Annotated in this window: 16 protein-coding genes; 8 read left to right on the top strand and 8 right to left on the bottom strand. The window is 63.0% G+C overall.

Going from position 1 to position 12,399, the window contains the following annotated elements:
- The first annotated feature begins 96 nt into the window (after positions 1–96).
- Both E3T40_RS08045 and E3T40_RS16330 read left to right on the top strand, forming a co-directional pair.
- Positions 97–1,767, top strand: a complete 1,671-nt coding sequence (locus E3T40_RS08045; RefSeq protein ID WP_134543096.1) for a M23 family metallopeptidase — start codon at positions 97–99, stop codon at positions 1,765–1,767.
- Between the two features lie 441 nt (positions 1,768–2,208).
- Positions 2,209–2,364, top strand: a complete 156-nt coding sequence (locus E3T40_RS16330; protein ID WP_166786603.1) for a DUF4913 domain-containing protein — start codon at positions 2,209–2,211, stop codon at positions 2,362–2,364.
- A gap of 185 nt (positions 2,365–2,549) precedes the next feature.
- On the opposite strand, the gene E3T40_RS17025 is transcribed toward E3T40_RS16330, so the two are convergent.
- Entirely contained in the window at positions 2,550–2,738 is a 189-nt protein-coding gene (locus E3T40_RS17025) for a UTRA domain-containing protein (RefSeq protein WP_241981713.1), read from the bottom strand.
- Between the two features lie 260 nt (positions 2,739–2,998).
- Between E3T40_RS17025 and E3T40_RS08030 the strand changes: the two genes are divergently transcribed.
- The gene (locus E3T40_RS08030; RefSeq protein ID WP_104169480.1) at positions 2,999–3,628 is read left to right on the top strand and encodes a Pr6Pr family membrane protein; all 630 of its coding nucleotides are present in this window, start codon (positions 2,999–3,001) and stop codon (positions 3,626–3,628) included.
- A gap of 151 nt (positions 3,629–3,779) precedes the next feature.
- On the opposite strand, the gene E3T40_RS08025 is transcribed toward E3T40_RS08030, so the two are convergent.
- Positions 3,780–4,037 (bottom strand): hypothetical protein, encoded by a 258-nt coding sequence (locus E3T40_RS08025; RefSeq protein WP_134543093.1) that lies wholly within the window; start codon positions 4,035–4,037, stop codon positions 3,780–3,782.
- Positions 4,038–4,183: 146 nt separating this feature from the next.
- On the opposite strand from E3T40_RS08025, the gene E3T40_RS08020 reads away from it, so the two are divergent.
- Positions 4,184–4,552 (top strand): hypothetical protein, encoded by a 369-nt coding sequence (locus E3T40_RS08020; protein WP_134543092.1) that lies wholly within the window; start codon positions 4,184–4,186, stop codon positions 4,550–4,552.
- Positions 4,553–5,149: 597 nt separating this feature from the next.
- Here the strand turns inward: E3T40_RS08020 and E3T40_RS08010 are convergent.
- Positions 5,150–5,395, bottom strand: coding sequence for a hypothetical protein (locus E3T40_RS08010; RefSeq protein WP_134543091.1), 246 nt, complete (start codon positions 5,393–5,395; stop codon positions 5,150–5,152).
- 118 nt (positions 5,396–5,513) lie between these two features.
- The gene (locus tag E3T40_RS08005) at positions 5,514–5,687 is read right to left on the bottom strand and encodes a CsbD family protein (protein ID WP_104169477.1); all 174 of its coding nucleotides are present in this window, start codon (positions 5,685–5,687) and stop codon (positions 5,514–5,516) included.
- Positions 5,688–5,844: 157 nt separating this feature from the next.
- On the opposite strand from E3T40_RS08005, the gene E3T40_RS16325 reads away from it, so the two are divergent.
- Positions 5,845–6,012, top strand: a complete 168-nt coding sequence (locus E3T40_RS16325) for a hypothetical protein (protein WP_158252110.1) — start codon at positions 5,845–5,847, stop codon at positions 6,010–6,012.
- A gap of 609 nt (positions 6,013–6,621) precedes the next feature.
- On the opposite strand, the gene E3T40_RS08000 is transcribed toward E3T40_RS16325, so the two are convergent.
- Positions 6,622–6,969, bottom strand: a complete 348-nt coding sequence (locus E3T40_RS08000; protein ID WP_104102610.1) for a DUF3140 domain-containing protein — start codon at positions 6,967–6,969, stop codon at positions 6,622–6,624.
- Positions 6,970–7,063: 94 nt separating this feature from the next.
- The gene (locus E3T40_RS07995; RefSeq protein WP_134543090.1) at positions 7,064–7,720 is read right to left on the bottom strand and encodes a hypothetical protein; all 657 of its coding nucleotides are present in this window, start codon (positions 7,718–7,720) and stop codon (positions 7,064–7,066) included.
- Between E3T40_RS07995 and E3T40_RS07990 the strand changes: the two genes are divergently transcribed.
- The gene (locus E3T40_RS07990) at positions 7,713–8,129 is read left to right on the top strand and encodes a hypothetical protein (RefSeq protein WP_134543089.1); all 417 of its coding nucleotides are present in this window, start codon (positions 7,713–7,715) and stop codon (positions 8,127–8,129) included. The genes E3T40_RS07995 and E3T40_RS07990 overlap by 8 nt on opposite strands.
- Before the next feature lie 262 nt (positions 8,130–8,391).
- On the opposite strand, the gene E3T40_RS07985 is transcribed toward E3T40_RS07990, so the two are convergent.
- Together E3T40_RS07985 and E3T40_RS07980 are read right to left on the bottom strand one after the other, a co-directional pair.
- Positions 8,392–9,303 carry a hypothetical protein gene (locus E3T40_RS07985; protein WP_134543088.1) on the bottom strand — a complete coding sequence of 304 codons (912 nt, stop codon included), beginning with the start codon at positions 9,301–9,303 and terminating at the stop codon, positions 8,392–8,394.
- Between the two features lie 79 nt (positions 9,304–9,382).
- A complete protein-coding gene (locus E3T40_RS07980; protein WP_233191505.1) occupies positions 9,383–9,745 on the bottom strand; it encodes a MerR family transcriptional regulator in 363 nt (120 codons plus the stop codon).
- Between the two features lie 224 nt (positions 9,746–9,969).
- Here E3T40_RS07980 and E3T40_RS07975 point away from each other — a divergent pair, with 224 nt between their 5' ends.
- Positions 9,970–11,490 carry a SulP family inorganic anion transporter gene (locus tag E3T40_RS07975; RefSeq protein ID WP_134543087.1) on the top strand — a complete coding sequence of 507 codons (1,521 nt, stop codon included), beginning with the start codon at positions 9,970–9,972 and terminating at the stop codon, positions 11,488–11,490.
- A 215-nt stretch (positions 11,491–11,705) separates the two neighbouring features.
- Positions 11,706–12,377, top strand: coding sequence for an IclR family transcriptional regulator (locus E3T40_RS07970; RefSeq protein WP_134543086.1), 672 nt, complete (start codon positions 11,706–11,708; stop codon positions 12,375–12,377).
- Positions 12,378–12,399: the final 22 nt, after the last annotated feature.

Here is a 12,399-nt window from a genome sequence, read left to right as displayed (position 1 = left end):
ACCCACTAACCCGTTGCAACCGCCCCGGGATTGCCCGTCGATACCCTGAATCGATGCCCTGAATCGATGCCCTGAAACAGTGAACTGCGGAGACTCATGAACCTCTCCCCCCGATCTCGTCTCCGCCTTTCCCTGCCCCCGGTCCCGCCGCGGTACCTCGCGACGCCGCTCGCCGCCGCCGTCATCGTCGCCCTCACGATTTTCGGGACACCCACACGGTCCCTCGCCGACGACGCCCCTATTGCTGCAACGGAGGATCCGGCTGCCGCGGTGCCCGCTGTCCCTGAGACATGTCCCACGCTCCTCCCGACGAATGCCCCGCCGGCCGCGGATCCGGTCGACTCGGCCGCCGCGCCCTGCCCCATCAATGCGCCGACTTCTTCCTCGGTGCCGACGCTCATCCCGACACCCGTCCCCGAGCCCTTGCCCGAGCCCGAGCCCGAGCCAACAATCACCCCTACCCCCACGCTCGAACCGGCACCGGCTCCAGCCCCCACCACGGAGCCGACGGGTGAGCCGACCCCGACACCAACACCCACCACTCCCCCAGCGTCCGGCGAAGAGCCGTCCGCACCCACGGAGCCTGAAACGGCCGCCGAGCCGACTGCACAGGTACCGGCACCGGCAGAGCTGACCGCGGATGCCGGATCAGCCTCAGCCGATCGAGCTGCAGCAGCAGTAGTAGCGCAGGCCGCCGCCTTCTCAGCCCAGCAAGCGGCCGCGGCCGCCCGCACGGCCGAGGCCCAGGCATCCGCCGCCCGGGCAGCAGCAGCAGACGCCCGAACGGCCGCCGCCGGCACTCAGGCCGCCTACGACGCAGCGAAACTGGCCTACGCCGGGGCCAAGGCCGACTATGACGCCACTGTCGTGCAGGCCGATCTGGTGCGCGACCACGGCGCCGACGCCGCCGCCAGTGCCGAGGCATCCCGGCGGGCGCTGGCGACGCTCGTTCGCGCCACCCTGCAGCGATCGGGGCCCGAGGCCGTGGACGTGCTGCTCGCGGGCAGCAGCGACGGCAATGATTTGCTCGCCCGGCTCGCCACGCTCGAAAGCCTGGACCGGCTCACGAACAGCTTCGACGAGGTGCAGGCCCAGGTCGACGCCGACACGAAGCGTGAGAATGCGCTGCAGGACCAGGACGCCGCACTTCGGGCAGCGATCGAGGCCATCCCGCTCGCCGACACCCGCCTCGCCATGGAGGGCGCCCAGCAGGAGCTCGATGCGGCCTCCGCTAGGGTGGCCGATCTCGCGGCGAGCACGCCGGTCGCCCTGGTTCTGACACCGCTGCCCAACCTGGTTCCCGCGGCCGGCACCGACGACTTCGGCGGCCGGCTCCGAGGCCAGCCGAGCAGTGCGGGCTGGGCCGCGCCGGCGGTCGGCTCCCTGACGGATGCCTTCGGTCCCCGGCACGATAAACCGCTGCCTGAGGTGAACGACTTCCACGGCGGCACCGACATCGGCGCGGCGTGCGGGGCGGCCGTCTATGCGGCGAGCGCGGGGGTCGTGGCCACGGCAGCACCTCTGGGTACCTACGGCAACTGGATCCTGATCAACCACAGCAACGGTATCGCCACCGGCTACGCGCATCTCGCCGAGGGCCAGACCCTCGTGAGCGTCGGCGAGACGGTCATCGCTGGGCAGGTCATCGCGAGCGTCGGCAGCACCGGGGCCTCCACCGGCTGCCACCTGCACTTCGAGGTGCGAACGGACGGCACCGCCGTCGACCCGCGGCCGTTCCTGGTGCAGCGCGGCGTGCAGTTCGGCTGAGTGCCTCGTGAGCGCGCCAAACTGGGGATGCAGCGCGACCCGGGTCTTCGGCGGAGGATCCGGCGACGGCGTTTCCCTCCGGTCCCTGGCGGCCCTCATCGGTGAACACGGCGAAATCACCTACGGCACCTCCACCGGCAAAGACGGCCACCACTCCAGCTGCACCGACAACCGCAAGGTCAACACCCGCGATATCGCCGCCCTCGGCTCCCTCCCCGAATGGCGCGCCATCGTCTTCAGCTCCAAATGCCGACCCGTAATGGTCAACACCGTCTTCTGGTCCCTCGACACAACCCTCACCACCACCATCAACCGCGCCACGACCAGGACACCGGCCCCCGCGCCGGCACCGGTCGCGGTGCCCGACGACACCGTTGCAGCGGAGGTGGCAGCACATGGCGGAGCACGACGATTGCGACTCGACCGGGCATTGACGAGGACATGGTCGACGTCCGCCAAATGTTCCTCGACTGGCTCACCAGCCACCTCGCCATTGTCGAGGTCGTCGGAACTAAACCCACACCGTGGTGCGCCCAGTGGTGGCTCCACCCGGGAGAAGTCGCCCGGTTCAAGGCCCTCTGGCACGCCATCATTTAAGCCGACGCCAGCGTCATGGACGGCGACCCTGAGCAAGGACACCTCTACCGCCGCAAGGGCACAACCCCCAGGATCGTGCCCGCGTTGATGCCGCCTAACGGCGTGGAACTCTAGCGGGACGCACCGCAGCGACAGTCTCGATACTTAGGTTGTTGCACCCCTCAGATTCCGGGTCAGGTGCCCGATCATTTGTCGACGAGGGTGTTTTCGAAGCTATAGAAGTCGGGCGCGTAGCAGCGCTGCCCGAACTCGACTGCACGGCCGGAGTTCTCAAACGCTGTCCGCGTCATGGTCAACACCACTGCGCCCTTGGGCAGGAAAAGGAGCGCGCTCTCGGATGCGTTCGCTGCGATGCGCTGCTTCGCGACTGACATAGTCACGCCGCGCGAGCCGGGCGAATGCCTGGCCGACCCGTCCAGGTCCCGCAGGGAACCGCGGTCGTGGCTCGTGCGCCAGCGACCGGAAGGCCTGGGAGCTAATGGCCCCATCGATCCTTCGCGCATGCACCCCGGGCCGTGGAATCAAAGTCAGGGGCATCAGTTCCCCAGCACTGGCATCTGCCGTGTAAGTCGCAGCCCTTAGGATTCGTGACACAGAAGTGCACAGCACCCGTACCACCGATCAGAGACGAAATATGAAACTCCTTGCTCCTTCACTTCGCCTGGCCATCGTGCTCCTCGGCATAGCGGCGATCGTGTCGACATTCTTCGACACAGCCACCCGCGCCACGATCAACCCCTTCAACTTTTTCGGGTTTTTCACGATGCAGAGCAACATCATTGTGGTCATCGTGCTGGCAGTCTCCGCCTTCGTTTCCTTCTCCGGGAGACACCAATCCCTGCGTTTGGTATTAGCGCGCGGGTGTGCCACAACCTACATAGTGATCACCGGATTCGTTTACAACTTGCTGCTCGCCGGGCTCGAAGGAGGCGTCTCTCTGGCCTGGGCCAACACCGTGCTGCACGTCGTCCTGCCCCTCTACGCAGCCCTCGATTGGCTGATCTACAACGACCGCAGCCCACTCCGATGGAACGAACTATGGATTGCCCTCATCTACCCCATCGTGTGGATCATGGTCGTGCTCCTCCGCGGGGCAACCGACGGATGGGTGCCCTACCCCTTCTTGAACCCGGCACAGGGATACGGCATCGTCGCGCTCTATGCCCTTGCTATCGCTGTTGCCACCGTCATTTTCGCCGCCGTCATCTGGACCGTAAGTCGGTTGAACCCCCTTAGCAGCCCCGCGCTGGCAGAGATACGGTAGCCGAACCCCTTACGGTGTTCGGAACCGAGGCGTCCGGTGGCATGACCAATAGCCGTGCGTCGTAGGCTCCCTAACTGCTGATTTCGCCGAGGAGGAGGACCACTTCCTCTTGGGTGAGGCCTGATCGGCGCTCCATATCGAGTCCGCGTGTTCATTCGCCCGCGAGCAATTCTGCGGCGGGCAAGGCAGCATCGCTTGCGGGTAGCCACATCGGCATGGAGCGCGGACCAACCCAGTAGTTGACATTGTGTCCGGCCGACCAGTCGTCGTCGGCCGAGAGGAGTTGGCCAATATGGCCTGCGACTTCTGCGGTAGTCAGCAGAAATGTGGAAAGTTCGTGTTCGCTTCCACAGGCGTTGTCAATTCCGGTGAGGCGTCGGTGTCCGGCACTGATATCTTCTCGAATCACGACTCAACCGGTCAGGAGACAGCCCTAGACCGCAGCGAGTGCTATTGTCGCGATGACCTCAACCGGTATCGCACGTAGATTGCCTGGTCATAGTCAAGTTTCACCACATGTCACGAGCCTCGGCCTTTCAGCAGTGGAGATCCTATGTGCAGAACAATGTCAACGGACGCCAGCTATCGAAGCGGACCAGTGCAGTGACGCCGATGTCTGAGGCATCCGATCAGCAGACGCTGATGCTCAGCATGGCTTCCGGTAATCAGGCCGCGTTCGGCCTGATCTACGATCACTTAAGTGTCACGACGTTTGCGATCTGCAACCACCATTTAAAGACCCCGGCCGCGGTCGACGAGGCCATGCTCGGCCTGTGGCTGTACGTCTGGCAAAATGCGGCGATGCTGTCGGGGCTGGACGGGTCGCCTTGGTCCATCATTATTAGGACAGCGGAACACCACGCCGAGTTTCACGCTCAGACCGAGTGCCTGGCCCGAGAAACGGATACCACTCTGCTCGGATGAGTCCCGGTCCCCGGATGGCTCATCAGCACGCCAGTGACGAGGACAACGTCGCATGTGAGTTCGATAATTTCGTCCCCGTCACTGCCCTTGACCGAGTCGTAGGCGCCGGTTACACACCGGTCAGATCAGACGGACGTCACCCCGGAAAGATCGTATCCGGGATCTTCGCGGCCTGGCCGAATCGGAGCGACCACTCATTTCGGAGCGCACCGTTACCGGGCTCGCAGTGGCGCGAGCGAGAGGCAGGACCGGTGGGCACCATTTCAAGATGACGCCGGGCCAAGATTCTCCAGGCCATAGCTGCGACGGGCAGAGAAACGAAGGTGGGCGCCCTCCACAAGGAGCTCGGGATCAACCGTCACACGTTGTATCGACATGTTTAGCCTGCGGGGAAGTCGCTGTCCGAGGGGCGAAGCCTCTCGAGGAAGTAGTTCACCCGGGGAATGCGGGCAGCGTCGAGGCGCACTTCGGAGTGTCGTTAAAGTCGAATACTGGCCGCGTCCTGAGGGTACGAGACATTTGCATCGCCGCCTGGTTTCGCTGGCTCCTATGGGCATCCAAAAAAATTTGCCGCCGCGCGCCGCTACTTAGTCACGGTCACTTGCTTGAGAAATCATTTGGGTCGAGTCCGGCAATTCGACGTGCATGGTCCTGGAGAGCTGCCTCGCTCATGGTGTAACCAATATTTGCGAATCGTTCACGCAACGCGTCGAGAACTTGGGGCTTGCTGTGGCCAGCGAGGTCTGCCTCCTCCTGTGCGAGAATCCCCCCGACCTTGTCGTCATCCGATTGAGAGTGCTGGGCCTCAATCGGTTCATTCTGGGTGCTGCCATTGCCATTCATGCTGATCCTCTAATCTCCGCGTTTTGTCGGTAACGGCGAACGATAAGCGTGACGGCGCGCCGCGCGATCCTCCGAGGAGTCTCTCGGTTCTGGCGCTGCCGTTCGGGCGCGATGATGCTCAACCTCGAAAGGCGTCTTTGATGTCTTCGCCCGCCTGCTTCAGGTCGGCTTTTGTTTGATCGGCCCTGCCTTCGGCTTGGAGTTTGTCGTTGTCCGTGGCATCACCCACCGCTTCTTTAGCCATACCGATGACTTTTTCTCCGTCATTCTTGAATTTGTCAGTGCCGCTCAAGTTTCATTCCTTTCGTTTCCACGACAATCATATGCACCAACTCGTTTGTACACACCTGCGGGGAGTGCGCCCGGGGGGGGGGGGCTAGCATGCGAAGCGCATTTACAGGAAAGCCATCTAGACCGCCAACGCTTGCGTTACCAAGGGCGGAACACGAATGAATACCGCCGATGTGTTGTGGATCGTCGCCGTGATCGTTGTTGTTTTGATGGTCGTCAGCTTGGTTTTCTACGTCGTGCGCCGTTGTGATCAGGAGCGCCGCAAGCGTGACAAGGCGGATATGCGCCGCGCAGATGCGATAGAGGGCAGACGTGGTCGAACTTGAAGCCCGTGAACACGCAGCACCTGGACCCCGTGCCCGCGCCCGGACAGCCCTCCGCGTGAACGCGGCTCTGAGGTCTATCGGGCTTGGGGAGATTCAAGTGCGGGTGAGGTCTGGGTCTCGCGGCCCGAGGTGATCCCTGGCACTCCAGTTGATGCCGATGCTGACTGGTTGGTTGGTTGGTCAGATTAGGCGGGTTGTCGTGGGCGGAAGTTCTGGTCGAACGGGGCCGTCCAGGGTTTCTCACAGAGCCAGTGCTCGGGCAGGTGCACTGTAGTGCGCCGCGGGGAGGAGAAGATCCAGGCGGGGACGCTGACCAGTTTCCGGGGGATCGGTGCGGTGGTCGCTCGTGCGAGACCATTTTCAGCGATCGTTGCGTCGGCGGGGCAGTCCCAAACGCCATGACGGGCAGGACGAGCCATGCTGCGTTGGCGCTGAACACGCCTAAATACAGGTGCGCCAAAACGCTGCTTGTGAGGTTTGTCGGCACCCCGTCTCCATGTTCCACCGAGCCGGATTCACCGAAATCGTCGCACCTCCCGAACCCGCACCATAATGAAACAGGCGCTCCTGCAGCGGCGCGCCTGGTGTACTCCGCACCTTTCTATTACGTCATACCTTCTTCAGTGGATCATTTCCCCAGTTCATCAGCGAGTATCGCCATCGTGAGTGCTCGATATCAGAATCCGGTCCCTGTGCCCTGTGCCGCTTCACGTAGCTGACCACCTTATGCATGTGTTCGACATCGGACGCAGTCAGATCGGCTTTCTTCGTTCCGAGAATTGTCACGATCCTGCGACCGGACTTGTGCCCGATGGACTCTCCGCTGCCATCGATTTTTTGTCCGACCTCCTTGGATTCGTCCGTGTCGAGCCACGATTTGATCTCACTGGCGGTCATCGTGACCGCGTCTTTCCAGTCATCCCAGATCTCATCGACATCGTTCTGCTTATCTGCCATACATCAATCATTGCGGTGATGATGCGCGGCAACAAGGGCCGTTCAGGCTTCGCGTGTGATCTCAACTTTCACGAAGTAGTGTCGACCCACACATTCAATTTCCGAACCCGTCTGCACGAATGTTGGCGAGTAGGGCTTGCGTCAATCCCTCAAACGGTTCGATCCGTTCGAGGACGAACTCTTTGCCCCCGATACCCAAAGTCGTGGCTCCGTACGAGATATGAGGTGAACGAGCGTTCCAACTATTCTCGACGCCGATCTCGCCTGCCGCTTTGCCGGATTCGTCCCGGTCGATATCGATCAGGGACACTGGCACCCACTGCGAATCTCCGTCAGCGACGCCAAACCACTGCCATTGCTCGTCCGGGTAATGGACACCGGAATCTAGGTTGAGCACGTAAGTCTGCGTCGGACGATTTAGGAGGGCGTGTGTGACTGGCTCTCCCAGTGGGTGCCTGCCCTTGCTGGCGGAGAGCCGAACTGCCGAGGATTTGCCGTCCAGGACGTGCAGCACGGCGCGTTGATGTTTGCTGTTCGCCGGGGCTGCAGGCGGGGCCTTCATAACCTCTGCCAACAAGTGATGCTGCCTCGCTTGCGTCGAATCGCTGTTTGATGCGGTGCGTGCATCTAGGGTGGACGGCATGGGGCGGATACGGGCATTTCGATGGATTGGCGCGGTCGGGATTCCGGTCGCTTTGTTGGGCGGATGCGCGTTTTCGTCCAATCCTGTTTCGTCGCCACCGATGCCCACCTCAAGCTCGCCGATTACATCCGCCCCCGCCGAAACGCCTGAGCTGAGCGAGTTCGAGCAGCAACTGCCTCTCAGCGGGGAGTTCGTCTCGCAGGCAGCAGAAACCACCGGCACCGTCGATATCCAGCGCCGGGAGGGCGGTTCGGTTTGGATCGTGCTCGAGAACTTCCGGACCGGAGACGAGACGGACCTTCGTCTGTACCTGAAGCAGGACGCACTGGTTCAGGATGCAGAGGGCCACTGGGGCTCCTCCGAGGACGGTTACGAGATTGCCTCGATTGGTCCAGGAGCATCGACCCAGGAGATTGAGGTCCCCGGCGCGTGGGACATGCCGGCAATGTACACACTCACGGTCGGGGCCTATCTCCCGCCCGATTACCCGGCACTTGGCTCTGTCGCACTCGGCTGAAATTGACCCGCTGGAAGCGGCGTTGGATCTGATGCCGCGTGGAGTCATGCGGTGCCCGAATCGTCAATCACGTGGCCGTGGGCTGGACAGCAGAAATTACTGAAGTGTCTCGTTACCTGAGCGTGAACGGGACGTTCGATGTCTCGGGCCGTGTTCGTTGGGAGGTCTTTGGTGAATTAGGCCATCCTGAATGCATGGCGCACAGAAACTGGTTGTCGATGTGGGTGGCTGTAGTGGTTCTGGCTTCCCTCAGCGCCTGTTCTTATGTTCCGCCGGTCGAGGCCGCGATCGAGCTCAGAAGGGCGGTGTTGGTCCCGTACCCGAGGCCCACCGTGTAGACGGTGGTGTCGCTGGCCGCGGCCCGAGTTCGAAGTCTATGGTCATCGATCGATACACCGACGCTGAATGGTCGAAGTCCACAACAGCAGCCTGATCCCCGGTCCGCAGAGAATCGACGAAGGACTTCGAGGCCGTCTTGCGGGCCCCACCAGGGGTCATTCCACGACATCGATCCCGAGGAGTCGAGTGTGAGGACTACGTCGATATTCGCTGACGCATTGCCTCCGCGTGGGGTCGCTATCTCGCTGGCCCGGATGGCGTCGAACTCGTCGACATCGACAATGACGAATTGTGAAGTCGGTGTCGCTGGACCAGCAGTCGCCAACGTCTGAGAGAAGCGGGAGCCCAAAACAGCTTCGCCTTCGGGGTTCCCGGCTCCGCTATCGAGCTCGGCCCAGTCGGCCGGACGCGTCTGAGCGGAGCGTTGCGCCGAAATGATCCCGCCGTCGGGGGTCTGAACTGTCGCGATTCCCCTCTCAAGGTCGACGGCCTGATCGGCCGGGAACTCGAATGTTTGGGTGTCATTGTTGAACCGGAGTACCGCCAGGTTGGCTCCCGGGTCCAGGTCCGCCGTGTCGAACGGGATCGTGAGTGTGCCCGGCTCCAGCGCCAGAGGGGCATCGATCTCGATCGGCGGGGCTCGCTGGCCCGGCACTTCATTGAGCCGCTCGTCGTCAGAGACGCTTAGGCTCACGGACAGCACGGCCTTGCCGAGTCCGCGGGCTTCAAATGTTGCAGCGGATTCGACGGCAAGGACATTCTTCGCAAAGCTGTCGTCACCGTCAGCGATGCCGTTTTCGTTCGAGCGGCGGTCGTCAGGGCGACAGCGGGTCACACTTCAAAGAGTCCCGTGAATTCGCAGAAGTGAGCTGTTCTAAACCTTCAGCCACCTGAGTCCACCGCAGGGCACTCGCTCACTGCTGGCGCAGGAGAGCAAGGAATTCGTCGGCCATTGCGAGCTGATCCCGCAGCCCCTGGCGCCGCTCCTCGGCCTGTGCGATGAAGGACTCCAGGTCTGACCTCACGGCGGCAATGTCGGCGCCCTCGATGGCGCCGTCCAGTGTGTCGATGGTCTTGAGGAGCGACATCATTTCTTCAAGCGAGAAGCCCAGCGGCTTCATGCGCCGGATCAGGATCAACCGGGCCAGGTCTTCGTCCGTGTAGAGGCGGAAGCCGCCATCGGTCCGGCCGGAGGCCCTGAGCAAACCGATTTCGTCGTAGTGGCGGATGGTTCGCAGTGACAGTCCGGTGCGTTCGGCCAGTTCGCCGATATGCATAGTTGCCGTTGGCTCAGTCGGTGACATGGCGGGACCTCTCATGCGTGGACTCGAACATAACCCTAACGTTAGGGTAGAGTTGTGATCGTCGGCTGACAATGTGTGACAGCCCACCATCCATCCTCGCCGTATCGGCGGATGATTGTGCGCACCGGGCGCACCCCTTCCCCTTCCCCTTCGCCCTATTCTGGCCCGCCACCGCGAGCCCCGTCCCTGGAGGCCCCATGGCACTCGCTCAAAAAACCCCCACGCCCGACCGTTACAAAGCCGAACCATCGGTGATGACAGCACTTCGGACTCCGCGGCTCCTCACCCGAGAAGTTCTCGCCGGCCTCGTCGTCGCGATGGCGCTGATCCCGGAAGCGATCTCGTTCTCCATCATCGCTGGCGTCGACCCACGGGTTGGACTGTTTTCGTCCTTCGTGATGGCCGTATCCATTGCGTTCCTCGGCGGCCGCCCCGCGATGATCACCGCCGCAACGGGAGCCATCGCCCTAGTGATCGCCCCGGTAGCACGCGAGTACGGCATGGATTATTTCATCGCCACGGTCATCCTGGCCGGGCTCCTGCAGGTGATCCTGGGCGTGCTGGGTGTGGCCAAGCTCATGCGTTTCATCCCGCGCAGCGTCATGGTCGGATTCGTGAACGCCTTGGCCATCCTCATCTTCATCGCACAGTTGCCGCAACTGCTCGGGGTGCCGCTCATGGTGTACCCGCTGGTGGCGATCGGGATCATCATCATGGTCGTCATGCCCCGGTTCACCAAGATTATCCCCGCCCCGTTGGTCGCCATCGTGGTGCTGACCATCGCAACCGTCACCATCGCAATCAACGTGCCCACCGTCGGCGACCAGGGCGAACTGCCAAGGAGCCTCCCCGAACTCTTCATCCCAAACGTTCCCCTCAACGCAGAGACGCTCACGATCATCGCCCCCTACGCGCTGGCCATGGCCATGGTCGGCATCCTCGAGTCCCTCATGACGGCCAAACTCGTCGACGAGGTCACCGACACCCACTCCCACAAGACCCGCGAAACCTGGGGTCAAGGCGTCTCCAACATGCTCTCCGGCTTCTTCGGCGGCATGGGCGGGTGCGCCATGATCGGCCAGACCATGATCAATGTGAAGGCCTCCGGTGCCCGAACCCGCATCTCCACGTTCCTTGCCGGCGTATTCCTGCTGATCCTGGTCGTCGCTCTCGGCGATGTCGTCGCCATCATCCCCATGGCCGCCCTGGTGGCCGTGATGATCATCGTCTCGGTGCTGACCTTCGACTGGCACAGCATCCGTCTGTCCACACTTCAGAGGATGCCAAAAAGCGAAACTACGGTCATGGTCGCCACAGTCGCCGTGGTCGTAATTACCCACAACCTCGCCATCGGCGTAGTCGTCGGGGTTCTCGTGGCAATGGTCGCCTTCGCCCGCCGGGTGGCGCACCTCGTAGACGTTGAACGCAGCTTGTCCAATGATGAGTCTGTCCCGACTGCGTACTACACCGTGACCGGCGCGCTCTTTTTCGCGTCAAGCAACGACCTCACCACCCAGTTCGAGTACGCAGAAGACCCGGACCGCATCGTCATCGACATGGCCGCCTCCCACATCTGGGACGCCTCCACCGTCGCAGCCCTCGACTCCATCACGAACAAATATGAACGTCTCGGCAAACGCGCCGTGATCGTGGGTATGAACGATGCCAGCACCAATATCCACGCCCGCCTCGCCGGCAACCTCGGCGGAGGTCACTGACCCCACCGGCTGAGCAGCATCCGTCGTCGACTCCCCGCCGCGGCGTAGACAAGTTCGCGGGAGGTGGAGGAGTCGGCGAGGACGTGGGCGGTGTCCGCGGTCATGCCCTGGACCCGGTGAATGGGAACGGGTCCCCCATCCGCCTCTTGCCATAGAGTGGCACTTGAGTTTTACTGGATGACATCAGCATCCGCACGAGTACCGGGAGAGCACCCATGGCCGAGTCGTCCACCCGAACCGTGGAACGAGCCCTCGACCTGCTTGCCGTGATCTGCGACGCCGACGGGCTCACGCTCTCGGAGAGCTCACGCGCCGTCGCCCTCGCACCGAGCACCGCCCTGCGCCTGCTGCGCACGCTCGAGACCCGCGGCTTCGTGCACAAGACCGACGACGGCGCCTACCTGCCGGGCAGCCGCATCATCCAGCTCGGCGCGCAGTCGCTCAGCAGCGAGTCGCTGGTCACCCTCTCCCGCCCGGCCATGGAGCGGCTCGTCGCCGAGACCGGCGAGTCCGTCTACCTCAGCGTCGAGGGCCACAACGCCACCGGGCTCTACATCGCCATCGTCGAGGGCACCCACTCGGTGCGGCACACGAGCTGGGTCGGCCGCACCGTGCCGCTCGAACGCTCCGCGGCCGGGCAGGTGCTCACCGGGCATACCCCGGAAACCGGCTACGTGGTCGTCGAACGCGGCGTCGAAACGGATGTCACGGCCCTGGCCGCGCCGATCCGTTCGGAGGCCAGAACAATCGCCGCCCTGAGCCTGGTCATCCCGAGCTACCGGGTGGAGACCGCGGACATCCGTCGCTACGGCCCGCTGCTGGCCCAGGCTGCCGGGCACGTGTCCGCCGGTCTCAGCCGTGCCGTCCCCAACCTCCCTACGGACTGATCGACCCCGAATCGCCCGAACC

The sequence above is a fragment of the Cryobacterium sp. TMT1-19 genome (genome assembly GCF_004403055.1).
Classification (GTDB): Bacteria; Actinomycetota; Actinomycetes; order Actinomycetales; family Microbacteriaceae; genus Cryobacterium; species Cryobacterium sandaracinum.
This window is presented reverse-complemented; position numbering and strand designations above follow the sequence as displayed.

Bases quoted from the DNA above. Each gene is read 5' to 3' on its own strand.
- E3T40_RS07990 (WP_134543089.1), top strand. From the start codon at position 7,713: ATGCCCACCTCAAGCTCGCCGATTACATCCGCCCCCGCCGAAACGCCT.
- E3T40_RS17025 (WP_241981713.1), bottom strand. From the start codon at position 2,738: ATGTCAGTCGCGAAGCAGCGCATCGCAGCGAACGCATCCGAGAGCGCG.
- E3T40_RS16325 (WP_158252110.1), top strand. From the start codon at position 5,845: ATGAATACCGCCGATGTGTTGTGGATCGTCGCCGTGATCGTTGTTGTT.
- E3T40_RS07975 (WP_134543087.1), top strand. From the start codon at position 9,970: ATGGCACTCGCTCAAAAAACCCCCACGCCCGACCGTTACAAAGCCGAA.
- E3T40_RS08000 (WP_104102610.1), bottom strand. From the start codon at position 6,969: ATGGCAGATAAGCAGAACGATGTCGATGAGATCTGGGATGACTGGAAA.
- E3T40_RS07970 (WP_134543086.1), top strand. From the start codon at position 11,706: ATGGCCGAGTCGTCCACCCGAACCGTGGAACGAGCCCTCGACCTGCTT.
- E3T40_RS07980 (WP_233191505.1), bottom strand. From the start codon at position 9,745: ATGCATATCGGCGAACTGGCCGAACGCACCGGACTGTCACTGCGAACC.
- E3T40_RS08010 (WP_134543091.1), bottom strand. From the start codon at position 5,395: ATGAATGGCAATGGCAGCACCCAGAATGAACCGATTGAGGCCCAGCAC.
- E3T40_RS16330 (WP_166786603.1), top strand. From the start codon at position 2,209: ATGGTCGACGTCCGCCAAATGTTCCTCGACTGGCTCACCAGCCACCTC.
- E3T40_RS08030 (WP_104169480.1), top strand. From the start codon at position 2,999: ATGAAACTCCTTGCTCCTTCACTTCGCCTGGCCATCGTGCTCCTCGGC.
- E3T40_RS08045 (WP_134543096.1), top strand. From the start codon at position 97: ATGAACCTCTCCCCCCGATCTCGTCTCCGCCTTTCCCTGCCCCCGGTC.